Origin of the sequence: Rothia sp. L_38 (genome assembly GCF_050689125.1) — a bacterium.
GTDB lineage: Bacteria > Actinomycetota > Actinomycetes > Actinomycetales > Micrococcaceae > Rothia.
On record NZ_JBOEQD010000004.1, the window covers coordinates 123733 to 147657 of the forward strand.

General features: G+C 62.3%; 19 protein-coding genes and 3 tRNA genes. 18 read left to right on the forward strand and 4 right to left on the reverse strand.

Features of this window, described 5'->3' with window-relative positions:
• Positions 1 to 45: 45 nt before the first annotated feature.
• The gene (locus tag ACRCJM_RS04235) at positions 46 to 1293 is read right to left on the reverse strand and encodes a sensor histidine kinase (RefSeq protein WP_431463920.1); all 1248 of its coding nucleotides are present in this window, start codon (positions 1291 to 1293) and stop codon (positions 46 to 48) included.
• Positions 1294 to 1416: 123 nt separating this feature from the next.
• Here ACRCJM_RS04235 and thrC point away from each other — a divergent pair, with 123 nt between their 5' ends.
• The 4 genes from thrC (at position 1417) to ACRCJM_RS04255 (ending at position 5626) form a co-directional block, all read left to right on the forward strand.
• Positions 1417 to 2844, forward strand: coding sequence for a threonine synthase (gene thrC, locus ACRCJM_RS04240; RefSeq protein ID WP_431463921.1), 1428 nt, complete (start codon positions 1417 to 1419; stop codon positions 2842 to 2844).
• Positions 2845 to 2940: 96 nt separating this feature from the next.
• Positions 2941 to 3291 carry a hypothetical protein gene (locus tag ACRCJM_RS04245; RefSeq protein WP_431463922.1) on the forward strand — a complete coding sequence of 117 codons (351 nt, stop codon included), beginning with the start codon at positions 2941 to 2943 and terminating at the stop codon, positions 3289 to 3291.
• Positions 3292 to 3356: 65 nt separating this feature from the next.
• Positions 3357 to 4415: a 3-isopropylmalate dehydrogenase gene (locus ACRCJM_RS04250; RefSeq protein ID WP_431463923.1), complete on the forward strand. Its 1059-nt coding sequence runs from the start codon at positions 3357 to 3359 to the stop codon at positions 4413 to 4415.
• 113 nt (positions 4416 to 4528) lie between these two features.
• On the forward strand, positions 4529 to 5626 hold the full coding sequence (locus ACRCJM_RS04255) for a branched-chain amino acid aminotransferase (protein WP_431463924.1): 1098 nt from the start codon (positions 4529 to 4531) through the stop codon (positions 5624 to 5626).
• Positions 5627 to 5712: 86 nt separating this feature from the next.
• Here ACRCJM_RS04255 and ACRCJM_RS04260 read toward each other — a convergent pair whose 3' ends face one another.
• Positions 5713 to 7395 carry an ATP-binding cassette domain-containing protein gene (locus ACRCJM_RS04260; RefSeq protein ID WP_431463925.1) on the reverse strand — a complete coding sequence of 561 codons (1683 nt, stop codon included), beginning with the start codon at positions 7393 to 7395 and terminating at the stop codon, positions 5713 to 5715.
• Positions 7396 to 7665: 270 nt separating this feature from the next.
• Here ACRCJM_RS04260 and ACRCJM_RS04265 point away from each other — a divergent pair, with 270 nt between their 5' ends.
• From ACRCJM_RS04265 to ACRCJM_RS04295, 7 genes are all read left to right on the forward strand, one after another.
• Positions 7666 to 8442: a fumarylacetoacetate hydrolase family protein gene (locus ACRCJM_RS04265; RefSeq protein ID WP_237185915.1), complete on the forward strand. Its 777-nt coding sequence runs from the start codon at positions 7666 to 7668 to the stop codon at positions 8440 to 8442.
• A 96-nt stretch (positions 8443 to 8538) separates the two neighbouring features.
• Entirely contained in the window at positions 8539 to 10053 is a 1515-nt protein-coding gene (gltX, locus tag ACRCJM_RS04270; RefSeq protein ID WP_431463926.1) for a glutamate--tRNA ligase, read from the forward strand.
• A gap of 309 nt (positions 10054 to 10362) precedes the next feature.
• Positions 10363 to 10434, forward strand: a tRNA-Gln gene (locus ACRCJM_RS04275).
• A 25-nt stretch (positions 10435 to 10459) separates the two neighbouring features.
• Positions 10460 to 10532, forward strand: a tRNA-Glu gene (locus ACRCJM_RS04280).
• 244 nt (positions 10533 to 10776) lie between these two features.
• Positions 10777 to 10849: transfer RNA gene (locus ACRCJM_RS04285), tRNA-Glu, on the forward strand.
• A 107-nt stretch (positions 10850 to 10956) separates the two neighbouring features.
• Positions 10957 to 12750 carry a dynamin family protein gene (locus ACRCJM_RS04290; RefSeq protein WP_431463927.1) on the forward strand — a complete coding sequence of 598 codons (1794 nt, stop codon included), beginning with the start codon at positions 10957 to 10959 and terminating at the stop codon, positions 12748 to 12750.
• A 15-nt stretch (positions 12751 to 12765) separates the two neighbouring features.
• Positions 12766 to 14481 carry a dynamin family protein gene (locus ACRCJM_RS04295; protein ID WP_431463928.1) on the forward strand — a complete coding sequence of 572 codons (1716 nt, stop codon included), beginning with the start codon at positions 12766 to 12768 and terminating at the stop codon, positions 14479 to 14481.
• Between the two features lie 67 nt (positions 14482 to 14548).
• Here ACRCJM_RS04295 and ACRCJM_RS04300 read toward each other — a convergent pair whose 3' ends face one another.
• A complete protein-coding gene (locus ACRCJM_RS04300) occupies positions 14549 to 15265 on the reverse strand; it encodes an IclR family transcriptional regulator (protein WP_135013841.1) in 717 nt (238 codons plus the stop codon).
• A 219-nt stretch (positions 15266 to 15484) separates the two neighbouring features.
• On the opposite strand from ACRCJM_RS04300, the gene leuC reads away from it, so the two are divergent.
• The 6 genes from leuC to ACRCJM_RS04330 all read left to right on the forward strand — a co-directional run bounded on the left by leuC (position 15485) and on the right by ACRCJM_RS04330 (position 22143).
• Entirely contained in the window at positions 15485 to 16906 is a 1422-nt protein-coding gene (gene leuC, locus ACRCJM_RS04305; RefSeq protein ID WP_431463929.1) for a 3-isopropylmalate dehydratase large subunit, read from the forward strand.
• A 47-nt stretch (positions 16907 to 16953) separates the two neighbouring features.
• Positions 16954 to 17547 (forward strand): 3-isopropylmalate dehydratase small subunit, encoded by a 594-nt coding sequence (gene leuD / locus ACRCJM_RS04310; RefSeq protein WP_237185921.1) that lies wholly within the window; start codon positions 16954 to 16956, stop codon positions 17545 to 17547.
• A 219-nt stretch (positions 17548 to 17766) separates the two neighbouring features.
• Positions 17767 to 19089 carry a UDP-N-acetylglucosamine 1-carboxyvinyltransferase gene (gene murA / locus ACRCJM_RS04315; RefSeq protein WP_431463930.1) on the forward strand — a complete coding sequence of 441 codons (1323 nt, stop codon included), beginning with the start codon at positions 17767 to 17769 and terminating at the stop codon, positions 19087 to 19089.
• A gap of 1 nt (position 19090) precedes the next feature.
• The gene (locus ACRCJM_RS04320) at positions 19091 to 19864 is read left to right on the forward strand and encodes a lysophospholipid acyltransferase family protein (RefSeq protein WP_431463931.1); all 774 of its coding nucleotides are present in this window, start codon (positions 19091 to 19093) and stop codon (positions 19862 to 19864) included.
• Between the two features lie 22 nt (positions 19865 to 19886).
• Entirely contained in the window at positions 19887 to 20975 is a 1089-nt protein-coding gene (locus ACRCJM_RS04325; RefSeq protein WP_431463932.1) for an NAD(P)H-dependent glycerol-3-phosphate dehydrogenase, read from the forward strand.
• Positions 20976 to 21015: 40 nt separating this feature from the next.
• Positions 21016 to 22143, forward strand: coding sequence for a D-alanine--D-alanine ligase family protein (locus tag ACRCJM_RS04330; protein WP_431463933.1), 1128 nt, complete (start codon positions 21016 to 21018; stop codon positions 22141 to 22143).
• Between the two features lie 104 nt (positions 22144 to 22247).
• Here ACRCJM_RS04330 and ACRCJM_RS04335 read toward each other — a convergent pair whose 3' ends face one another.
• Positions 22248 to 22775 carry a DUF3515 family protein gene (locus ACRCJM_RS04335; RefSeq protein ID WP_237204476.1) on the reverse strand — a complete coding sequence of 176 codons (528 nt, stop codon included), beginning with the start codon at positions 22773 to 22775 and terminating at the stop codon, positions 22248 to 22250.
• A 149-nt stretch (positions 22776 to 22924) separates the two neighbouring features.
• On the opposite strand from ACRCJM_RS04335, the gene ACRCJM_RS04340 reads away from it, so the two are divergent.
• Entirely contained in the window at positions 22925 to 23920 is a 996-nt protein-coding gene (locus tag ACRCJM_RS04340) for a hypothetical protein (protein ID WP_431463934.1), read from the forward strand.
• The last annotated feature ends 5 nt before the right edge of the window (positions 23921 to 23925 follow it).

Genomic DNA, 23925 nt, shown 5'->3' on the forward strand with positions numbered 1-23925 from the left:
TCGCTCCTGGTCATCGTCGGTTGGATGGTTCTTATTTAAGCGGGTCTAGGGCACGAAGGGAATCTGGGCAAACACCCTAAAAGACCCGTCGGCTAGGCGGCCGTAGTGCAGGGTGCCGTGGTACATATCGACGCGCTCGCGCATGCCCAGCAGCCCCCGACGGGCACCGGGCAGGGGCTCGGTGGGCTCGGCCTGGGGCAGGTTGGTGATGTCGATATCCAGGGTCTGCTTACCCTCGCTAATGGTGACGGTCACCAGGGGAGTGCCCGGGCAGTGCTTGGCCACGTTGGTCAGGGCCTCTTGCACAATACGGTAGATGGTCAGGTCGGCGCCCTGCGGTAGTTTCTCCTCAACCCCCGATACCGTGCTAAAGCGCACCGGTATACCCAGTTTCTGGGTTTGCTCAATGAGCTGGGGGACGTTGTGCAGGGCCGGGAGGGGCTCAACGGTGGTACCCTCATCGGTGCGCAGAACCCCCAGCAGGGTACGCATCTGTTGCAGGGACGACCGCGCCGCCTCAGAAATCGTGCCCAGGGCGGCTAGCTCCACGGGTTCATTCTGCGCGGACGCCCCCGCCCCGCTCCCAGCCTGCTGGGCAGCGGCAGCGTAGCGGGCGCCGTCCGCCTGGGCAATGATGACAGACAGCGAATGAGCCACAATATCGTGCATTTCCCGGGCAATGCGGGCCCGCTCATCGAGGGCGGCAAGGGCTCGCTCCTGCTCCCGCTCGTGTTCCAGCTGGCGGTTGCGCTCAATCAGGGCCCGGTGGCGGTTCTCGCGAAGCCGCCGGGAGTCGCCAAAGAACCAGGCAATCGTGACAATCGCCGCGCAGATAAAAGCAGCGGTCAGGGCGGTGGCGTAGAACTCGAAGGAACTGGGGTTATAGACCAGAAAGGGGCGGGCGAAAACAAACCCGCCGACGACTGAAGCTAAGAGAGCTGCGACAAAAATTCCAATACGCACCGGCTTCGAAAAATACCGCACCAGGTGGTAAACCATCACCGGGGCAGCCCACCAGGAACCCACCGCCGGGTACTGGGCGGGTATGGTAACCAGCAGCGATACCACCACCAGAACCACCACCAGAACCGGCCGGGAATACCTGAAATAGAGACTCGACGTAGCAACCAGCCAGGCCGCTATATAAACCAGCGCCCAGGTGCCCTCCACCATGGCAAGACCAAAGGCAAGCGTTATCACCAGGGTCAGTATCTGCCCCAGGGCAACAGCAAGCGCATTGACCAGCTTCTTCCGGCGCTGGGTAGTAGCCAGTTCTATCTGTAGGGTATCCACCCTCCTAAGTCTAAAAGCCGCCCCGGCCCCGGGAAGGCGGCGGCGGGCGTCCGCACCCCAAATTCATACCGCACTATGAGCGCCTAGCACCACTGGCCGGGCAGTTTCGGTAGGCTTATACCCATGCAGTACATCTCAACACGCGACACCACCCGCACCCCAGCTAAGTTCACCGATATTCTGCTCGGTGGCCTTGCCCCCGACGGCGGCCTCTACCTGCCCGAAACCTACCCCACCCTCGACGATGCCACTCTGACCCGCTGGCGTGCTGTGCTTGCTGAGGAAGGCTACGCAGCCCTGGCCGCAGAAGTACTGCAGCTCTTCATCGACGATATTCCGGCTGAAGACATCAAGGCTATGACCGCCCGGGCCTACTCCTACCCCAAGTTCGCCTCAGAAGAGATCGTTCCGGTGACCGAACTGGAACCCGGTATTTTGATCGGCCACCTGTCTGAGGGCCCCACCGCTGCCTTCAAGGACATGGCCATGCAGCTGCTGGGTGAGCTCTTTGAGTACGAATTGGGCCGCCGGGGTGAGACTCTCAATATTGTGGGTGCAACCTCGGGCGATACCGGCTCATCTGCCGAATACGCTATGCGCGGCCGCCCCGGTATCAAGGTTTTCATGCTGACCCCGGCTGGCCGTATGACCCCCTTCCAGCAGGCCCAGATGTTCGGTCTGGATGATGAAAACATCTTCAATGTTGCCCTCGACGGCGTCTTTGATGACTGCCAGGATGTGGTCAAGGCTATTTCTGCTGACGCCGCTTTTAAGGCTGATAAGCGCATTGGTGCGGTGAACTCCATCAACTGGGCCCGCCTGATGGCTCAGATTGTGTACTATGTTTCATCCTGGATTCGCGCTACCGAAAGCAACGACCAGCAGGTTTCCTTCTGCGTGCCCACCGGTAACTTCGGTGATATCTGCGCCGGCCATATCGCCCGCCAGATGGGCCTGCCCATTGACCGTCTGATTGTTGCCACCAACGAGAACGACGTGCTCGACGAATTCTTCCGCACCGGCGACTACCGGGTGCGTTCCTCGGCTGATACCTACGAGACCTCCAGCCCTTCCATGGATATCTCCCGTGCCTCTAACTTTGAGCGCTTCATCTACGACCTGCTAGGTCGTGACGCTGAGCGTACCGCCGATCTCTTTGGTCTCAAGGTGCGTCAGGGCGGGTTCTCTCTGACCGATGACCCTGCCTTTGCAGAGGCGGCTGAGCGCTACGGCTTTGCCTCGGGCCGCTCAACCCACGCTGACCGCGTCGCCACCATCCGCGATGCCAACGAGCGCCTGGGCGTGCTGCTTGACCCCCACACCGCGGACGGCGTTAAGGTCGCCCGCGACTGGGCAGAGAAGGTGGATACCCCCATTATCTGCCTGGAAACCGCCCTGCCGGTTAAGTTCGCTGAAACCATCCTTGAAGCTACCGGCGCCGAGCCCGCTATCCCTGAGCGTTTTGCCGGCATTATGGACGCCGACCGCCACGTCATCGACCTGCCCAACGATGTTGAGGCGGTCAAGGAGCTGATTGAGAAGAACGTCTAACCGTTCTCACCACCTATAGAACCACATGCCTTGTTGAGCCCCAGTTGAATTCTGGGGCTGGTGACAAGGCATGTGGTTCAGTTTTATAGTGTGGCTATGGAACAAGAAAAAAATTTCTTTGCGGCGGTGTTACACCTGGCCAAGCCCCTCACCCCAAGCGACCGTGAGCTCAGTAGAGTAGAACGTAAGACTGCGATTGCTGCCCTTGAAGAAGCTCAGATAGAGCAAACCTGCGACTGCGGCACCTGCCTCACCTACAACCTGCTTTACCCGGGCGATCCCATCGACCAGGACCTGCCCCGCACCTACCTATCCGTAGGTACCCAGGACGGGGACGCTCTCGTCCTCGCCCATCTAGCAGGCGGCAGACTCACCACTCTAGAAGTAGCCCCCACAGGCAATAAGCCGGTAGCGACCCTACCAGCTACCGACCACCTCACACCCTAGATCAATATATGAAACCACCAGTCAAAATATGGGCAAAGCTGCGCTCGCAGGACTAGCCTTAAACCATGACTGAAAACAGCTCCATCAACCTGGCCGTCATCCCCGGCGACGGCATCGGCCCCGAAGTAGTAGCCCAAGCCTACCGCGTCCTTACCCGCGCCGCCGAACTCGACAACATCACAGTCACCTCCACCGAATACCCCCTCGGTGCAGAACACTGGCTTGCAACCGGTCAGACCCTCACCGAAGAGACCAAGACCGCGCTCGCCCAGCACGACGCCATCCTCTTCGGCGCTGTGGGAGCCGACCCGCGCTCGTCCGCCGTGCCCAGCGGCCTAATCGAACGAGAAATCCTGCTCAACCTGCGTTTCTCCTTCGACCACTACATCAACCTGCGCCCCTCCCGCCTCTTCCCCGGCGCTGTCTCACCCCTGACCAACCCCGGTGACATCGACTTCGTCGTCGTCCGCGAAGGTACCGAAGGCCCCTATGCCGGTAACGGCGGCGTGCTCCGCGCCGGAACCGACGCCGAAATCGCCACCGAAGTCTCGGTCAACACCGCCTACGGCATCGAGCGCCTGGTGCGCTACGCCTTCGAGCTGGCAGCCAGCCGCGAGAAGAAAAAGCTGACCCTGATACACAAGACCAACGTGCTGGTCAACGCCGGTGCCCTCTACACCCGCATCTTCAACAAGGTCGCTGAAGAATACCCCCAAGTCACCACCGACTACCTGCACATCGACGCAGCCACCATCTTCTTCACCACCGACCCCGCCCGCTTCGACGTGATCGTCACCGATAACCTCTTCGGCGACATCCTTACCGACCAGGCAGGCGCCATCACCGGCGGCATCGGCTACGCAGCCTGCGGCAACATCAACGCCGACGGCACCTACCCCTCCATGTTCGAACCCGTGCACGGCTCAGCCCCCGACATCGCCGGGCAGAACAAGGCCAACCCGACCGCAACCGTCCTGGCCGCTGCCATGCTCCTGCGCCACCTGGGCCACGAGACCAGCGCCACCCGCATCGAACAGGCAGTAGAAGCAGACCTCGCAGCCAACCCCGGCGCAACCCGCGCCACCGACGAAATAGGCGATGCAATCCTCGCCCAGCTCCACTAAAACGCCAGTACCCCACCGAAACCCGGTGGGGTCTTGCGTAAGCTATCTAACAGAGCACAAGCCCCTGGGGTACCCTAGATAACAGACCCCACGACACCGTTTGAAGGATGAGCATGTCACTCGAATTCACCATCAACCGCAACCCCAACCCCGCCAGCGACGAGCGCCGCGCCGAAATTCTCGCCAACCCCGGCTTCGGCAACTTCTTCACCGACCACATGGTGCGCATTGACTGGCGCGGCACCCACACCGACGGCGGCGAATGGACTAACGCCCAGGTTCTGCCCTACGGCCCCCTGAGCCTGGACCCTGCGGCGTCCGTCTTCCACTACGGCCAGGAAATCTTCGAGGGCATCAAGGCCTACCGCCAGGCGGACGGATCCATCACCACCTTCCGCCCCGAAGAAAACGCTTCTCGTCTGAACAAGTCAGCTGACCGCCTGGTGCTGCCTAACCTGCCCGAAGAGCTCTTCGTTGAGGCAATCCGCCAGCTGGTGACTATCGACGCTGACTGGGTTCCCTCCGGTGAGGGCGAATCCCTCTACCTGCGCCCCTTCATGATTGCCACCGAGGCTTTCTTGGGTATTCGCCCGGCGCACGAGGTCTCCTTCTACATCATTGCGTCCCCCGCCGGTAACTACTTCGGCACCCCCAAGCCCGTCGATATCTGGCTCTCAACCACCTACGCCCGCGCTGGTGTGGGCGGCACCGGCGAGGCTAAATGCGGTGGCAACTACGCGGCTTCTCTGGCTGCCCAGCTGGAGGGCGAGGCCCAGGGCTGCAAGCAGGTCATCTTCAAGGACCCCAACCGCGATGACGCCATCGAAGAGCTGGGCGGCATGAACGTTTTCTTCGTCTACAAGGACGGACGCATCGTCACCCCCGAGCTGACCGGCACAATCTTGCGCGGTGTGACCCGCAAGTCCATCATTAAGCTGGCTGAGGACCGTGGTCACACCGTTGAGGAACGCAAGATTACCCTGAGCGAGTGGCGCGAGGGCGTAGCTTCTGGCGAGATCACCGAGATTTTTGCCTGCGGTACCGCTGCCGTCATTACCCCCGTGGGTAAGCTCAAGGCCGCTGACTTTGAGATCCCCTCGGCTTCTGGCTCGGACGGCGGTGAGGTCACCATGGCCCTGCGCGAAGAGCTGGTAGGCATTCAGACCGGTAAGGTTGAGGATCGCCTGGGCTGGAACGTGAAGCTGGTCTAGTCTCTCTTCTGGTAGGTACCACCTAAATCAGAAAAACCCACCAACTAGGTGGGTTTTTCTGATTTAAATGGTCTTTTCTAGTTGTTCTAGGGCAAGGTCAGGACGCCCGTCAGGCCCAGTTGCGCACAGAAGGCTTCGTCGTGGCTGACCACCAGGAGCGCACCCTCATAGGAGGCTAACGCCTGCACCAGCCAGTCCACCGAGGCCATATCGAGGTTGTTGGTGGGTTCGTCCAGAATCAGCAGCTGGGGCGCCGGGCTGGCCAAAAGGACGGTTGCCAGGGCCACGCGGAATCGCTCCCCGCCGGAGAGAACACCCACGGGGAGGTGCACCCGTTCCCGGCGGAAGAGCAGCCGGGCCAGATCATCGCGGACCTGCTGCTCAGTCAGCGTTGGGTTGGCGTCCATGACCAGCTGCAGCATGCTTTGGTCCTGGGGGAGGGCCAGCCGTTGGGGCAGGTAGCCGGTGTTCGCTACCCGGTAGTCGCAGGTGTAGTGGGCAGTGTCGGCTGCCTGGGCATCTCCCATAATTGCCCTCAGAAGGGTGCTCTTACCTGACCCGTTAGCCCCGGCTAGCCGTAGGCGCTCTGGGCCCTGGACAATCAGCCGCTCAGGCAGGGGAGGAGTAGCAGCCGCCCCGTCGCCCGCCTGCTCCTGGGCACCGGGCTGGGTGCCGGCGTCCTGCCTATCAGCCTGCCGTAGGGTTAGCTCCAGCACCCTCTTACCTGCTGGCACCCGGGTGCCGGGCAGGTCAAGATAGATGGCCTGGTCCTCGCGGATATCCCGTTCCCGGGCCTTCCGGGTTGCAGTAGCAGCGTCAAGTCTGCCCTGGTGGGTCTGCCGAACCTTAGCGGCTGACCGCTGGGCTGAGGAAGCAGCCAGCCCCATCGACATACGCGAGCCCCGCCGGTTAGCCTGGGCGGTCGCCCCAGCCCGGGCTGCGCGGGCCAGCTTGGTTTCAGCCTCGATACGCTCCCGGTTTTCCTGCCGCTCAACCTGCTTGGCTTCGCGCAGGTGGCGGGCGGCGGCGTCCTGCTCGCTGTCGATGGCCTGCCGGTAGGCGCTGTAGTTGCCGGTGAAAGAGCGCAGGGTTCCCTGCCTGAGTTCCAGCACTTCACCGACCCGCTCGAGCAGGTCGCGGTCGTGACTGACCACGAGCACGGGGCAAGGCAGAGTATCTAGGAGTCGGTAGAGGGTGGCGCGGGCGTCGGCGTCGAGGTTGTTGGTGGGCTCATCCAATAGTAGGACGCCGGGGTGTGAGGCAACCAGTGCCGTGAGGGCTGCGGTGACGGCCTCGCCGCCCGAGAGCGTGCCGATGGTGCGTCGCATGAGGGCCCGGGCGTCGGTAGCGGTTAGAGCAGGAGAGAAGCCGGACGCGGCCAGGGCAGCCTGGGCTTGCTCGGCGGCGTCCCAGTTATCACCGATCCGGTCGTAGAGCTCTTCTGAGTAGTCGCCGGCTTCTAGCGCGGTGAGGGCGTCGAGGACGTCGGTGATAGCAAAGAGGTCGGCGATGGTGGTCTGCGGGGTGAGTCCTAAATCCTGGGGCAGGTAGGCCACGGTACCGGGCCGGCTGATGCTGCCACTCGTTGGTTCTAGGGTGCCAGCTAGGAGCTTGAGCAGGGTTGATTTGCCGGAGCCGTTATCGCCAATGAGAGCTGTGACCGGGGCACTGACAGCGCCAGTGAGGTTTTCAAAACAGGGGGTACCGTCGGGCCAAATCAGGCTGAGGCTGTTAAAAGAAAGGTGGGGTTCAGGTACGGAAATAGGCATGAGGGTGCGATCCATTCAGCGTCAAAAAGGTGAAGTGCTGAAAACCGCGGTGAGGGGTTTCAGCGTGGTCTAGAGAGCCGCTGAAAAATCCACTGGGGAGCCTTCCGTAGGGAACATGAACTGGTGATTATTGTAGGGGAGCGGGGCGGACGATGTCAACCTATAGAGGTAGGTACCATCTAAGTCAAAAAAGACCACGAACCAGGTGGTCATTTTTGATTTACCTGGTACCTTCTGGGGCGGGGGAGGCGAGTCCGGTAGTCTAGAACCATGCGCATTGCCCGATTTACTGTAGACGATACCCTGCACTTTGGCCTGGTTGAAGGTGAGCCCGGCGAGGAGACCATCACTGTCCTCTCCGGCGACCCCTTCTACACCGGCATCAACCCAACCGATAAGCGATATCCCATCGCCGACGTCCGCCTGCTTGCCCCCATCATCCCCCGCTCCAAGGTTATTGGTGTGGCCCGCAACTGGCGCGACCACGCGTCCGAACTGGGCAACGAAACCCCCACCACCCCCCAGTTCTTCTTCAAGCCCAACACTTCCGTCATCGGCCCTGGCGACCCCATCGCCCTGCCCGAATGGTCAGATAACGTCTCCTTCGAAGGTGAGCTTGCCGTCGTCATCGGCCGCATCGCTAAGTCTGTGCCCCTGGACCGCGTGCCCGAAGTTATTTACGGCTTCACCGTCGCCAACGACCTGACCGCCCGCGACGCCCAAAAAACCGACATCCAGTGGGCCCGCGCCAAAGGCTTCGACGGCGCCTGCCCCCTCGGCCCCTGGATCGAAACCGACCTGGACACCGACGACCTCACCATCCAAACCTGGGTTGACGGCGACCTCAAGCAGGACGGCACCACCGCCGACATGGTCTTCTCCGTTGCCGAACTTGTCGCCGCCGCCAGTGAATACTTCACCCTGCTGCCCGGCGACGTGATTCTCACCGGTACCCCCGCAGGGGTAGGACGCCTGAGCGCAGGTAACGAGGTCGAGATTGAGGTTGAGGGCATCGGCTCCCTGATCAATACCGTCCGCGCGGAGTAAACTACCGCCCTCAGCAAAGTTCCGCGCTGAAGAAAAGCGGCGAGTAAACTAGAACCCACCACCAGCTTTCAAGAAGAAAGGGATGTGCCAACATCCATGAGTGATTACGCTCTGAAACTTAACGACCCCAGCGAAACCCGCGTCCGCTTCTGCCCCTCACCCACCGGCACCCCGCACGTCGGCATGGTGCGCACCGCCCTCTTCAACTGGGCCTACGCCAAGCACACCGGCGGCACCATGGTCTTCCGTATTGAAGACACCGACGCTGCCCGCGACTCCGAAGAATCCTTCAACCAGGTGCTCGAATCCCTGCAGTGGCTGGGCATCAACTGGGACGAAGGCGTCGGTATCGGCGGCCCCCACGAGCCCTACCGCCAGTCAGAACGTATGGACATCTACGCTGAGGTAGTAGAGAAGCTCAAGGCCGGCGGCTTCGTTTACGAAGACTTCTCAACCCCCGAAGAAGTTGAAGAGCGCCACAAGGCCAAGGGCGAAGACCCCAAGCTGGGCTACGACAACTTTGACCGCGACCTGACCGAAGAGCAGAAGGCCGCCTACCGGGCCGAGGGTCGCCAGCCCGTCCTGCGCCTGCGCATGCCCGATGAGGACATCACCTTCCACGACCTGGTGCGCGGCGACATCACCTTCAAGGCCGGTTCTGTACCCGACTTCGTGGTCGTCCGCGCCAACGGCAAGCCCCTCTACACCCTGGTCAATCCCGTGGACGACGCCCTGATGGGCATCACCCACGTGCTGCGCGGTGAAGACCTGCTGTCATCGACCCCCCGCCAGATCGCCCTCTATCGGGCCCTGGTTGAGGTGGGCGTCACCAGCTTCATCCCCGAATTCGGCCACCTGCCCTACGTCATGGGCCAGGGCAACAAGAAGCTCTCCAAGCGCGACCCCGAATCCAGCCTCTACAACCTGCTGGATGCCGGTTTCATCAAGGAGGGCCTGCTCAACTACCTCTCCCTGCTGGGCTGGTCCCTCTCCCACGACGAAGACATCTTCACCATGGACCAGATGGTGGCTGCCTTCGACATCAAGGACGTGCTGGCCAACCCCGCCCGCTTTGACGTCAAGAAGGCTGAGGCCATCAACGGCACCCACATCCGCCTGCTGGAAGCAGAGGACTTCCGCAACCGCCTGGTTCCCTTCCTGCACAAGGCTGAATTGGTCTCAGCCGAGAGCTTTGAGCAGCTGACCGAGCGCGAGCAGACTATTCTGACTGAGGCCGCACCCCTGGTACAGGAGCGCATGCAGCTTCTGGGTGAGGCCCCCGGCCTGCTGGGCTTCCTCTTCACCGCCGACGAGAACATCGAGGTTGCTGAGGACGCCGCCAAGCAGCTCAAGGAGTCAGCACCGGCAGTTCTCGACGCGGCTATCACCGCTGTTGAGGGCCTGACCGATTTCACCGCCGCCACCATCGAAGCTGCCCTGCGCGAAGCTATCGTCGACGGTCTTGAGATCAAGCCCCGCCTGGCCTTCGGCCCGGTGCGCACCGCCATGAGCGGCCAGCGCATCTCCCCGCCGCTCTTCGAGTCCATGGAGATTCTGGGCAAGGATTCCTCTCTTGCCCGCCTGAAGAAGCTCCGCGCTTCGCTGGCCTAAAAAATTTCGAGGTTTAGCTCACGCACCGCCCCGTGACCCCGCCTAGTGGGGGAGCGGGGTGGTGCTTTTTATAAGACCTAGGAAGATGGAAAAGTGGGGAAGTAGGACGCCCGCAGCGGCTTTTTCAGGAATTTTTACAAAAATTTTGGGGTCAAAAACCGCTAGAAATAAGGGTAAACGCGGGGTGAACTACTTGAGTGTGAGCCAGCTCTACAGATTTCAAGTTGCACGCCCTCAAAAGCTCGTATAGAGTTATTACTCGTTGCGGCGATGAATTCCGAAAGGAAAACAAGCCGGAGCAAATAATAATGGGATATGGTGTAATTGGCAACACTACGGTTTCTGGTACCGTCATTCTAGGTTCGAGTCCTGGTATCCCAGCGAACATCTTGATTCAAGATGTTACGGCCCCATCGTATAGCGGCCTAGTACTCCGCCCTCTCACGGCGGCAACACCGGTTCAAATCCGGTTGGGGTCACAGGCTAAAATCCCTCGCTTCTGTTGAAGCGGGGGATTTTTTCGTGTGTCTGAATGCAACATGTTGCGGTGGCCGCCAAATGTGGCAGCGCCATCGCCACATATGGCGGTAGGCGCCACATGTGCCCCGTGCGCCTGTGTTCTTAGAAATGGCACAGATTACACCCTTCCAGCTTGCGCGCGGGTAAACGGTGTGTGTATAGTTTTATCTGTTGCCGGAAACGGTAGCGACTCGAAAGAGTTTCGGCCCCATCGTATAGCGGCCTAGTACTCCGCCCTCTCACGGCGGCAACACCGGTTCAAATCCGGTTGGGGTCACGGGCTAAAAGCTCCACATCCACTAGGGTGTGGAGCTTTTCTTTTGCCCACAGCGTCATTGGCTGCCAAGCCCCGCGTCTTTCGCTAAACATGCGAGAATAGGGTACGTGCACAACGAATCAATCACTCCCGCTCTCACCGCAGTTCGCGATGCCCGCAATACCCTCGCTGCGGCGTCCTTCCCCCTGGTTACCGGCTCAGCCGACGCAGCGCGCAAGGAGGCGCGTACCGCCGTCACCCAGCTTGATGATTACATCCTGCCTAAGATGGCTACCCTCGACGCCCCGCTGACCGTCGTGGTGGGTGGCTCTACCGGCGCCGGCAAGTCCACCCTGGTCAACACCCTAATGGGGGAGCCCGTCACCCGCTCCGGCGCGATCCGACCCACCACCCGCCAGCCCGTCCTTCTGCACCGCCCCGAAGACGCTGATGCCTTCACCCCCGAGCGCATGCTGCCCCACCTGGTGCGAGTTCCGGTAGCCCCCGGCGAAACCCTACCCGGTGCTAACCCCCACAAGGGCCAGGATGAACTGGTCACCGTACCCGTCGACTCCTTGCCTGCCGGAATCGCCCTGATTGACGCCCCCGACTTCGACTCGGTCTCAGACGAGAACCGCCGCCTGGCCCAGCAGCTTTTGCGCGCTGCCGACCTCTGGCTGTTTGTCACCACCGCCAACCGCTACGCCGACGCCGTGCCCTGGGAGATTCTGCGCCAGGCCGCTGCCCGCGATATCACCATCGCCGTGGTGCTCAACCGCGTGCCCGAGGGCGCCGAGGACGAAATTGAAGCCGACCTCACCCGCATGCTGACCGAAGCGGGCATCACTCCCGCCCTGATTCACTCTGTGACCGAGCAGGAACGCGACGAACACGGCCTACTGCCCTCCGTCGCCCTCACCCCCCTGATTTTCTGGCTGCGCTCCCTGGGCGCTGACGTGGACGCCCGCTCCGATATCGCCCGCCGCACCCTAGAAGGTGCGGTGCGGGCGGTAGGGCAGCAGGCAACTATTCTCGCCCAGGCTGCCGGCGAACAGCAGGACGCCGAAGCCCGCCTGCGCGCGGACGTCACCTCAGCCTTTGAGCGAGCCCTGGCCAACCTGAACGAGGCCACCCAGGACGGGCAGATGCTCCGCGGCGAGGTGCTGACCCGCTGGCAGGACTTTGTGGGTACCGGTGAATTTTTCCGCCAGGTAGAAACCACTATCGGCAAGGTGCGCGACCGCGTCGCCGGCTTCTTCAGGGGCACCCCGCCCACCCGTGCCGTAGAGGTAGAACAGGCCCTTGAAGTGGGCCTGCACTCGGTCATTATGGAAGAGGCTGCTGCCGCTGCCGAAACCGCCCAGCGCCGCTGGCTCGAAGACCGAGCTGGGCGCGCCCTGCTAGCCGGGGACGACCTGGCAGCCCTGGGTGAGAACTTCTCCGAAGAGGTCGCCGAGTCAATTCGAGCCTGGCAGCAGGACGTCATGGACATCATCGCCGCCGAAGGCGCCGGTAAGCGCCAGCGGGCCCGCTTCATGTTGCTGGGCGTCAACGTCACCGCCGTGATTCTGATGGTCGCGGTCTTCTCCATGACCGGCGGTCTCACCGGCCTGGAAGTGGGTATCGCAGGTGGATCGGGCGTAGTGGGCCAGAAACTGCTCGAAGCAATTTTTGGTGAGGACGCCGTCCGCCGCATGGCAGCAGGAGCCCGTACCCGCCTCGAAGAGCGTATGCGAGAGCTCCTTGTCAGTCAGCAGGAACGCTTTACCCAGCGCCTGGACGAGGCAAGCGGCAGCACCGATCCCGAAACCCCCTCAGCTGCCGACCTAACCGAAGCGGCCCAGATCCTGGCCCGCGCGGGGGAGCAGCTGGCGTCCGCCTCCACCGCACCTACCCCCGCACCCACAACTGAGACCAAGTAAGCGAGAGTACCCACCGTGACCAGCACAGATACAGCTTTCGCCACCACCGCCCTGGCTACCCGACTGGACGCCCTCACCGAGGCACTTGACCTGGGCGAAGGGCGAGTAGCCCCCGAAACCCTCGAAGCCGCCCGCGTAACCCTGGGCCGGGCAGCGGCCCGCCGGGAACTGTCTGCCGAGCACACCGTCATCGGCTTCTTTGGTGCCACCGGCTCGGGTAAGTCCACCCTCTTTAACGCGGTAGTCGGTAAAGACATCGCCAAGAGCGCAGCGCGCCGCCCCACCACCTCCACCGCCCAGGCAGCCATCTGGGGTAAGGAAGGGGCAGAACCCCTGCTGGACTGGCTGGGCGTAACCAACCGTACCTATATGGACGAAGACCCTGCCCAGGCCGCAGAAGCCCTCAATCGCGCCGACGTTCCGGTCACCGTGGGTATGTGGAACAAGATTCGCCGCTCGGTAGGAGCCGGTAAGACCGAACAGGCCAGCGGCGGGCTCATCTTGCTCGACCTACCCGACTTCGACTCGGTAGAAGCCTCTAACCGGGCTATCGTTGAAAAAATGGCCGAGTGCGTGGACGTGCTGGTCTGGGTTATGGATCCGCAAAAGTACGCCGACGCTGTGATTCACCAGGACTTTATCCAGCCCCTGGCTGCCCACGGGGCAGTAACCCTGGCCGTGCTCAACCAGGTGGATAGGCTCGATGAAGCCGAGGTCCCGGCAGTGCTCGACTCCCTCAAGCTCCTGCTGGCCCAGGACGGGCTGAGTTCCACCCTGCTCGCTGACCCCCTGGGCGTCTCAGCCCGCACCGGCTACCAGATACCCCGCCTCCGCGAGATCCTCGGGCAGGTTGCCGTCGCCAAGAGCGCCGCGGTTGCCCGTCTCGAAGCCGACTTGGCGGGCGTTCGCTCAGACCTTGCTGCCCAGGACGGCGGGGGAGAGCCCGCCGGCATCACCGCCGCAGCAACCACCCGGCTTGAGGACGACTTCTACACCGCCTCGGGTGCAGAAGCCCTGGTCAAGGCTGCAGCGGACTCCTACAAGCTGCACGCGGCCTCGTCCACCGGCTGGATTGCAACCCGCTGGCTGCTCAAAATCAAACGCGACCCCCTCAAACGCCTGGGCCTGCACAAGGACCACGACGGGGCGCCTATCTCTAAGTCCTCCCTGCCGCCGCTGGGAGCTCCCCAGAAAGCGGCCCTCTCAACCTCCCTGCGCACCTTCGCCACGAGCGTCTCAGACGGCGTTGAAGAGCCCTGGAGCCACTCCATCAGGGCAGCAGCCCGCACCTTCGAGGGCCAGCTCCCCGGCGAAATTGAGCGGGCCGCCGCTACCGTGCACTACGACGCCCAGAAGAAGCGCTGGTGGTGGCACCTGCTCAACGCCCTGCAATGGGTCGGGCTGGCAACGGCTCTTGTGGGCCTGCTCTGGCTCACCGGCCTGGCCGTGGCAGGCTACTTCCAGATTGTGCTGCCCGACCCGCCCACCATCGAGGGCTTCCCCCTGCCCGTGCCCACCCTGCTCGTAGCCACCGGCATCTTACTGGGCATACTCACCGCGGCCCTGGGCCGAGGGCTAGCGGCAGTGGGGCACCGCATCTACGCCAAGAACATCCGCCGCCAGCTCGAAACAAACCTGGCAGATGTGGCAGCCCGCTGCGTCACCGCCCCCGTGCAGGACGAACTGGCCCGCCTCCAGGGCTACCGCCAGGCCCTGCACGAGGCCCGATAAAACAAAAACTCCCCGCCCACCGAAACTGGTGAACGGGGAGTTTCTGTATTTCAGCGTCTTAGCAGCTCTAGCTACGCAGCGCCTCAGTCAGGGCGGCTGCAGCCTCGCACACTACTTCGGCGTGCAGGCGGCCGGGCTGGCGGGTTAGGCGCTCGATGGGGCCCGAGATGGAAACAGCCGCAATGACCTTGCCAGAGGGGGAGCGCACTGGTGCTGAAACGGAGGCGGTACCGCGCTCGCGTTCACCGACGGACTGGGCCCAGCCGCGGCGGCGGACGGCTGCCAACATGGTGGCTGAGAAACGGGCGTTGTGCAGGCCCTCGACTAGGCGGGCGTGGTCTTCCCAGGCGGTAAGAATCTGGGCGGCTGAGCCTGCCTTCATGGAAAGCTGGGTGCCCACCGGGATGGTGTCGCGCAGGCCGATAGGACGCTCGGCGGAGGCCACGCAGACGCGCCAGTCGCCCTGGCGGCGGAAGACCTGGGAGGACTCGCCGGTGACATTGCGCAGGTTGTTGAGTACGGGGCCTGCGGCTGCGATTAGGCGGTCTTCACCGGCGGCGCTGGACAGTTCGCCTAGGCGGGGGCCGAGCATGAAGCGGCCCTGAACGTCGCGGGCTACCAGGCGGTGGTGGGTGAGGGCAACAGCCAGTCGGTGGGCCGTGGGGCGGGCAAGTCCGGTGGCTTCAACGAGCTGAGACAGGGTGGCGGGGCCTGCTTCGAGGCAGTCAAGAATGTGGGCGGCTTTGTCGAGGACGCCGACGCCTGAGCTGCGGTTATCTTGCATGGTAGTAACTTTCGCCTGTGGTCGTGGGCCGGGCAGCGGCCCAGGTGAATGGTGCGGTGGGGGCCTTTCGGGTGTGAAAGATTGAGAGCTAAGAGGATTGTGTCCGTATAACCTATCATGACTTCTCATATGCTGATATGCAAGTTCATTTATTGGAAAGATTTTCTTCGGCGCGTCACACTTGTTAAAGCATCACGAGAAAATTTTTTGGAGGACGACATGGCTGGTATTACCGACCATACCCCGCGAACCTTGGCAGAGAAGGTCTGGGACGCGCACACTGTAGTGCCCGGCGAAGACGGCAAGCCCGACCTGCTCTACATCGACCTGCACCTGGTCCACGAAGTGACCTCACCCCAGGCTTTCGAGGGCCTGCGCCTTGAGGGCCGCCCCCTGCGTCGCCTCGACCTCACCATCGCAACCGAGGATCACAACACTCCCACCGAGAACATCTTCTCCACCATCGCTGACCTGACCTCCCGCACCCAGATCGAAACCCTGCGTCGCAATGCTGAGGAGTTTGGCGTGCGTATTCACTCCCTGGGTGATAAAGAGCAGGGTATCGTGCACGTGGTGGGCCCCCAGCTGGGTCTGACCATGCCCGGCATGACCGTGGTCTGCGGTGACTCCCATACCTCAACCCACGGCGCTTTCGGCGCCCTTGCCTTCGGCATCGGTACCTCTGAGGTGGAGCACGTGATGGCTACCCAGACCCTGCCCCTGGCCCCCTTCAAGACCATGGCCATCAACGTTGAGGGTACCCTTAAGCCCGGCGTCACCGCCAAGGACATCATCCTGGCTGTTATCGCCGAAATCGGTACCGGCGGTGGCCAGGGCTACGTGCTGGAATACCGCGGCTCGGCTATCCGTGCTCTCTCCATGGAAGGCCGCATGACCATCTGCAACATGTCCATTGAAGCCGGTGCCCGCGCCGGCATGGTCGCTCCCGACGAGACCACCTTTGAGTACGTCAAGGGCCGCCCCCACGCACCGACCGGTGAGAACTGGGACGCCGCCGTCGAATACTGGAAGACCCTGCCCACCGACGAGGGTGCTACCTTCGACCGCGAGGTCTTCATCAATGCCGACGAGCTTGAACCCTTCGTCACCTGGGGTACCAACCCGGGCCAGGGCGTCCCCCTCTCCCAGGCCGTACCCTTCCCCGAGGACTTCGAGGACGAAAACGAGCAGAAGGCAGCCGCCCGCGCCCTGGAATACATGGACCTGACCGCAGGTACCCCCATGAAGGACATCCCCGTGGACGTAGTCTTCCTGGGCTCCTGCACTAACTCCCGCATCGAGGATCTGCGGGCTGCCGCCGAGATCGTCAAGGGCCAGAAGCTGGCTGAGGGCGTCCGCATGATGGTCGTCCCCGGCTCCCAGAAGGTACGAGCCCAGGCTGAAGAAGAGGGCCTGGACCAGATTTTCAAGGACTTCGGCGCCGACTGGCGTTTTGCCGGCTGCTCCATGTGCCTGGGCATGAACCCCGACCAGTTGGCCCCCGGCGAACGCTGCGCTTCGACCTCCAACCGCAACTTTGAAGGACGCCAGGGTAAGGGCGGACGCACCCACCTGGTTTCCCCTCTGGTCGCCGCCGCTACCGCCATTCGCGGCACTCTCTCATCACCGGCAGACCTGTAGACCCTCTTTGAATAAACCCGGTCAAGCCCGGGTGGAACGGATTTTTCATGGAACCCATTAAGAAGCACACCGGCATTGGCGTGCCCCTGCGTGCCTCCAACGTCGACACCGACCAGATTATCCCCGCCGTCTACCTCAAGCGCGTGACCAAGACCGGCTTCGACGACGCCCTGTTCGCTGGCTGGCGCAAGGATGAAAACTTCATCCTCAACCAGGAGCCCTACAAGCACGGTACAGTGCTGGTCGCTGGCCCCGATTTCGGCACCGGCTCATCTCGCGAGCACGCGGTCTGGGCCCTCAAGGACTACGGTTTCCGCGTGGTTATCTCAGCCCGTTTCGCTGACATCTTCCGCGGTAACTCCGGCAAGCAGGGTCTGGTCGCTGCCCAGGTAGACCAGGACAACATCGAACTGATCTGGAAGCAGCTGGAAACCGAACCCGGTACCGAGGTCACCGTTGACCTGGAAGAAAAGACCGTTACCGTTGGTGCGCTGACCGTACCCTTCCAGATTGATGACTATGTGCGCTGGCGCCTGATGGAAGGCCTGGACGACATTGGCCTGACCCTACAACACGAGGACGCCATTACCGCCTACGAAGCCAAGCGCCCCGCCTGGCTGCCCCGCACCCAGCAGCTGTAAAACCAGCCCACAGCTTAACCATAAGGACGCCGTGCCCCGAGCACCGGCGTCCTTTTGGTGTTCTGCCTGGCCCGTCTAGATAAGTAAAAGCTGTGTTATGGCTAAGAACACCGCCTGTACAACAACCAGTGCACCTAAGTGGGGTAAAGTTGGTAAACGAGAATTGACGCGGAAAGTAACGCGAATCAACACCCTAACAGTTTTGACGATTGGACATACATGGTCAGCGCACTGCGTATTGAAGGTGGCACCCCTCTGAAGGGCGAGGTAAACGTCCGCGGTGCTAAGAACCTGGTCCCCAAAGCCATGGTTGCTGCCCTGTTGGGCTCCACCCCCTCGGTGCTTCGCAACGTTCCCCAAATCAAGGACGTGCAGGTTGTTACCGACCTGGTAGAGCTGCACGGTGTGTCGGTGGACTACAACATGCAGGCTGGCGAACTGCGCATGGACCCCTCTAATGTCTCCGTAGCTAACCACACCGACATTGAGGTACACGCAGGCGACTCCCGTATTCCGATTCTGCTCTGCGGCCCCCTGTTGCACACTATCGGGGAAGCCTTCATTCCCGACCTGGGTGGTTGCAAGATTGGTGACCGCCCCATCAACTGGCACCTGCGTGTGCTGGAAAAGTTTGGCGCCAAGATTGAGAAGCTGCCTACCGGTATCTCCATGAAGGCTCCCGCTGATGGTCTCAAGGGTGCCCAGATTAACCTGGAATACCCCTCCGTCGGTGCCACCGAGCAGGTTCTGCTGGCGGCCTCCCGTGCCAAGGGCAAGACCGAGTTGACCGGTGCTGCCATTGAGCCTGAAATCATGGACCTCATCGCCATCTTGCAGAAGATGGGTGCCATCATCACCGTTGAAACAGATCGCCAGATTATCATCGAGGGCGTCGACGAGCTGACCGGCTTTAATCACGTGGCGATGCCCGACCGTAATGAATCAGCCTCCTGGGCTTCCGCGGCCCTGGCCACCGGTGGCGACATCTTCGTGCGTAACGCCAACCAGAAGGATCTTTCCACCTTCATCAACGTCTACCGCAAGCTGGGCGGCGGCCTGGACATCACCGATGAGGGCATCCGCTTCTTCCACCAGGGTGGCGACCTCAACCCCCTCTTTGTTGAAACCAACGTCCACCCCGGCTTCATGACCGACTGGCAGCAGCCCCTGGTTGTTGCTATGACCCAGGCTAAGGGCGTCTCCGTCGTTCACGAGACCGTGTACGAGAACCGCTTTGGCTTCACCGACGCCCTGGTGCGCATGGGTGCTACCGTGCAGCTTCACAAGGACTGCCTGGGCCCCACCCCCTGCCGCTTCGGCCACCAGAACTTCAAGCACTCAGCCATCATCACCGGTAAGACCCCCCTGCACGGCGCCGACATCAACGTGCCCGATCTGCGCGGTGGCTTCTCCCACGTGATTGCTGCCCTGACCGCTGAAGGCACCTCAAACGTCACCGGCGTTTCGGTCATCTCCCGCGGCTATGAGCACTTCGTTGATAAGCTCACCGCCCTGGGCGCTAACTTCGAGGTCACTGCCTAAGATGAGCAAGAACAGCGCTTCTTTGAGTGATATCAAGCCCACCAAGCTGGGGGACGCGGTCTACACCGTAGCCGGTACGCTCTTACGCCCCCTCTACAATCTGCCCATGAAGGCGCAGATTGAGGGGCGGGAGAAGCTACCCAAGAGCGGTGGGTTTATCGTGGTCTCAAACCACCTGACCGTGGTTGACCCGATTACCGCAGCCTACCCCCTCTTCCTGGAGGGGGTCCTACCCAGGTTCTTGGCCAAAGAAGCGCTGTTTAGGGTGCCGCTGCTGGGCTGGCTCATGCGCCAGTGTGCCCATATTCCGGTTGCGCGCGGCTCAGCGCGGGCCGGACAGTCTCTTGAAGTTGCCCAGAATGTTCTGGACGCCGGGGGAGCGGTCATTATCTTCCCCGAGGGCACCCTGACCAAGGACCCCGACATGTGGCCCATGACCGGTAAATCGGGGGCAGCCCGCCTGGCCCTGGCCACCGGCGCCCCGGTCTACCCGGTAGCCCACTGGGGCGACCAGGACTTCTGGCCCCGCCGCGGCAAGCCCCGCTTCAGCTGGCCCCGTAAGAAAGTCAAGATTGTGGTGGGCGACCCGGTCGATTTTAGCGACCTGGTTCAGCACCGCGAAGACGGTGCCCACTACACCCACGACGAGCTGGCTGCCGTCACCAACCGCATGCTCGACGACGTCACCGCCCTGCTTGAGGGCCTGCGCGGCGAGAAAGCCCCTGCCGGGCGCTGGAACGCCGTTTTGGACGTCCGCCAGTCACCTGACCAGTAACCGCTAGGGGAGGCACGCACCCATGACCGATGTGAAGCACCAGAAAATCGCTGTTCTTGGAGCGGGTAGCTGGGGCACCGCTTTTGCCAAGGTTCTTGCGGACGCCGCCGCCAGCTCAGGCGCCGACCGGCAGGTTGTGCTGTGGGGGCGTAACCCCACCACGATGGAAGCCATGCAGCAGAGCCGCACTAACGAGGGCTACTTCCCCGGGGTGAAGCTCCCCGACAGCATGGTCATGACGGCCGATGCCGCTGAAGCTCTAACCGGGGCCAGCATTGTGGTGCTGGCTATTCCGGCCCAGGTGCTGCGCTCCCAGCTTGAGGTCTTTGCCCCCCTGATGGAAGAGGACGCCCTGCTGGTGTCTCTCGCCAAGGGCCTAGAAATGGGCACGGGCCTGCGCATGAGCGAGGTCATGGTCGAGGTACTTCAGGGGCACCTTATTGCCAGCGGCGCTGAGCCGGAAGCGATTGAGGCTGTGCCCGGTCGGGTTGCTGTGCTCTCTGGCCCCAACCTGGCTAAAGAAATTATTGCCGAACAGCCCACCACCAGTGTGGTGGCGGCCCTGAGTCAGGATATCGCCCGGGAGATTGCCGCCGTCTGCGCTGCCGACTACTTCCGCCCCTACACCAACACCGATATCGTTGGCGTTGAAATTGGTGGCCTGGTCAAAAACGTGATTGCCCTGTGCGTAGGCATGTGCGAGGGCAAGCAGTACGGTGATAACTCCAAAGCCTCGGTCATGACCCGTGGCTTGGCTGAGACGACCCGCCTCGCTCTGGCCCTTGGCGGTAAGAGCGAAACTATGAGTGGCCTGGCAGGAATGGGCGACCTGATTGCCACCTGCGCTTCGCCCCTCTCCCGTAACCATACCGCCGGTCGGCTCCTGGCTGAGGGGATTGCCCCTGACCAGCTGCACACCGTCATGACCCAGACCGCTGAGTCCATCAAATCAGCTCCCGTTGTGGCAGAACTCGCGCGAAAAGTAGGGGTAGAAATGCCCATTACCGAGGCTGTCACCGCTGTGCTCGACCGTAGAATATCAGTTGAAGAATTAGCCCCCGCCCTGCTGGGCCGCACCCTCAAATCTGAGGATAGCACCCCGGCAGGCTAGGGCAGACGGGGCTTTGCCCCGCACGATACCAAAGGACGTTATGACCGAAACCAGCACCAAACCTACCGTCGCCCTGCTGTGCGGTGGGCGCTCGTCCGAGCACTCCATCTCACTTATTACCGCCCGAGGCGTCCTCGGGGCTATCGACCACGACAAGTACGACGTGGTCACTATCGGTATCACTAAGGACGGCCGCTGGTACCTGACCGACGAGGCGGCCCTAATCGAGCTGACCGAGGCTACCGCTCTGGCAGAGTTCCCCGCTGAGGGCAAGCAGGTCTTCCTGCCCCTGGGTGGCGGCGATAACCGCCTGCGCCTGATTGACTCCGCCGATGCCACCAGCGTTGAGATGGGTCCGGCAATTGATGTGGTCTTCCCCCTGCTCCACGGCCCCTTCGGCGAGGACGGCACCGTGCAGGGCCTGCTGGAAATGGCAGATTTGAAGTACGTGGGCTGCGGCGTAGCTTCATCTGCTATCGGCATGGATAAGCACTTTATGAAGGTGGCCTTCGAGGCCGCTGGCCTAGAGGTTGGGCCCTACGAGGTTGTGACCCACCGCCAGTGGGTGCTTGACCAGGCCGGTGCCCGCGAGCGCATCGAAAAGCTGGGCTACCCGGTCTTTGTGAAGCCTGCTCGTGCGGGTTCGTCCTTCGGTATTACCAAGGTTGATTCGGCGGACCAGCTCGATGCGGCGATTGCCGAGGCCCAGGCCCACGACCCCAAGCTGGTGATTGAGGCCGGTATTGTGGGCCGTGAGATTGAGTGCGCTGTACTTGACGGGCACCGCTCTGAGCTGCCCCGGGCGTCCTACCCCGGTGAGATTGTGGTCGTTGATGAGCAGCACGGTTTCTATGATTTTGAGGCCAAGTACGTGTCGAAGACTTCCGCTGAGACCCGCTGCCCGGCCGACCTGCCCGCTGAGGTTTCTGAGCGGATGCGTCAGTTAGCTGTTGAGGCCTTCCTGGCCGTTGACGGTGAGGGCCTGTGCCGCGCTGACTTCTTCTACACCGAGGACGGCCGCCTGGTGATTAACGAGGTGAACACCATGCCCGGCTTTACCCCGATTTCTATGTATAAGACCATGTGGGAGAACACCGGCCTGGCCTATGGCGATTTGATCGATGAGCTGATTTCTCTGGCCCTGGAGCGTCCCCTGGGCCTGCGTTAGGAGCCCTCACCGCGGCACTGGGGCAAGCCCCCTGCCTCTAGATGCCAACGAAACCCCCGCTACCTGAGACGGTAACGGGGGTTTTCGCTTACACGGTTTCTCGTTTAGCTGCCGGTGCCGCTGTCGACACCGGTAAGGGTGTCATCGACATTGGTGCACTGCATCTGCTGGGGTATCTGGGCAACGGCCGACGATACTTCTGCAAGGACGGTGGAGGACGAGACCCGGTCAGCGTCGAAGGTTACCTGCACGGCGGGGTCGCGGCCGAAGGTTTCGGCAACCCAGGTGCCTGTGGCAGTTTGCTCGGCGGCAGTAGCGAGTTCTTCGTCGGCGGGCTTAACGATCCAGTCAACGCCGTTGACCGAGACACAGGTATCGGAGACGGGGGCTGTGCCGAGTTCGACCCCGCACTTGAGGATGACGGCGCTGGGGTCGCCCCAGGCGGTGGTGGCCTGGGCGGTGGTTTCGCGCTGGGCCAGGCCGCTCACGGTATCGGGCATAGCAACCAGGGCGTAGGCGCAGGTGGGGTTAGCGGCGTCTGGGGCCGGTTCGAGGTTGACGGCACCTGCCCCGCAGCCGGTCAGGCCTAGAGCGGTCAGGACGAGGACGAGGGGTTTGCGCGGTGTTCTCACCTGGCTATTGTATAACTTTCGCTGTGGCAGGACGCCGGTGGTGAGGGGCGCTAGCCGGGGGAGAGCAGATTCGGTAGGGTAGGGGTAGAGTTAGCCGGGGCAGGTAGCCGAACAAGACTACCTGGATATGAGCGATGGAAGGAGGGGCCGTGAAGCAGAAGACCTATTATGCGGCGGGGACGGCTCTTGCCGTGACGGTAGCCCCCCTTGCCCTGCTCGCCGGGCAGGTTCTCACCGGCCCCCAGAGCGCTTTTGCCGCTGACCCGACAGAAAGCCCCGCCCCGACAAGCTCCACGCCCACCAGCACACCGTTGGTGGGCGAGATCCCGAGCGAGAGCCCTAGCCTGGAGATCACAGTCGCCCCTAGCGCTACTGAATCACCCAGCCCCGAAACACCAACACCTGGGACTCCCACACCGGAGACTCCTAGCCCTGAGCCTACGAGTGCAGAGCCGACAAGCCCCGCGCCTGAACCTAGCTCACCTGCGCCATCTAGCCCGGCACCAGAACCCACCAGCGACCCGGTGCCTTCGGCTGACCCTGAGCCTGCCCCCAGCCAATCGGCGATTGAGATTCTCCTTCCTCCAGGGGAAACTGCTGACCCTGATGTGACCGGTGGAGCTGCCGGGCTCCCTAGCCTGCCAGCCCCCCAACCTACGGGGCAGCCTTCTGCGGGTATCGGTCAAACCGACACTAGCCAAGGTTCGATACCGGTTCAGGGCTCGCCTGTGCCCTCTACCCTGGGCAGTAGCGTTGCTGGCGCCCAGGCTCCCGGGCGCATGGACGCCGATACCAGCCAGCTGGAAACCTCACCGGTAGATGGAACCGTGCTGGGCATTTTCTCAAGTAGCCAGCAGAACCCCGGGTACGCGGGGGCACCTGAGTGGGTGGAGGGCTTCTTGAACGTGTCGGGGGCCCAGGGGAACAGATCTTCATCTGCCGACCCCAACCAGGCCGCCGGTGTTGCCGGGGCAGAAGCCCAGGGGCACCAGGCCGGGGCGGTGACCGGGGGGAGTATCTTCCAGCGCGGCAACACCATTATGAACGGTGCCCGCCCCCTGCTGATTTTTACGGGTATCGCCACGGCGGGCCTGGCCCTGGTGGTCTTTAACTTTGTGTGGCGTAACCGTGCGCCCAGGAACTAGGAGCC

Bases quoted from the DNA above. Each gene is read 5' to 3' on its own strand.
- ACRCJM_RS04300 (WP_135013841.1), bottom strand. From the start codon at position 15,265: ATGCAAGATAACCGCAGCTCAGGCGTCGGCGTCCTCGACAAAGCCGCC.
- ACRCJM_RS04265 (WP_237185915.1), top strand. From the start codon at position 7,666: ATGCGCATTGCCCGATTTACTGTAGACGATACCCTGCACTTTGGCCTG.
- ACRCJM_RS04255 (WP_431463924.1), top strand. From the start codon at position 4,529: ATGTCACTCGAATTCACCATCAACCGCAACCCCAACCCCGCCAGCGAC.
- gltX (WP_431463926.1), top strand. From the start codon at position 8,539: ATGAGTGATTACGCTCTGAAACTTAACGACCCCAGCGAAACCCGCGTC.
- ACRCJM_RS04320 (WP_431463931.1), top strand. From the start codon at position 19,091: ATGAGCAAGAACAGCGCTTCTTTGAGTGATATCAAGCCCACCAAGCTG.
- ACRCJM_RS04260 (WP_431463925.1), bottom strand. From the start codon at position 7,395: ATGCCTATTTCCGTACCTGAACCCCACCTTTCTTTTAACAGCCTCAGC.
- ACRCJM_RS04325 (WP_431463932.1), top strand. From the start codon at position 19,887: ATGACCGATGTGAAGCACCAGAAAATCGCTGTTCTTGGAGCGGGTAGC.
- murA (WP_431463930.1), top strand. From the start codon at position 17,767: ATGGTCAGCGCACTGCGTATTGAAGGTGGCACCCCTCTGAAGGGCGAG.
- ACRCJM_RS04250 (WP_431463923.1), top strand. From the start codon at position 3,357: ATGACTGAAAACAGCTCCATCAACCTGGCCGTCATCCCCGGCGACGGC.
- leuC (WP_431463929.1), top strand. From the start codon at position 15,485: ATGGCTGGTATTACCGACCATACCCCGCGAACCTTGGCAGAGAAGGTC.
- ACRCJM_RS04330 (WP_431463933.1), top strand. From the start codon at position 21,016: ATGACCGAAACCAGCACCAAACCTACCGTCGCCCTGCTGTGCGGTGGG.
- ACRCJM_RS04245 (WP_431463922.1), top strand. From the start codon at position 2,941: ATGGAACAAGAAAAAAATTTCTTTGCGGCGGTGTTACACCTGGCCAAG.
- leuD (WP_237185921.1), top strand. From the start codon at position 16,954: ATGGAACCCATTAAGAAGCACACCGGCATTGGCGTGCCCCTGCGTGCC.
- thrC (WP_431463921.1), top strand. From the start codon at position 1,417: ATGCAGTACATCTCAACACGCGACACCACCCGCACCCCAGCTAAGTTC.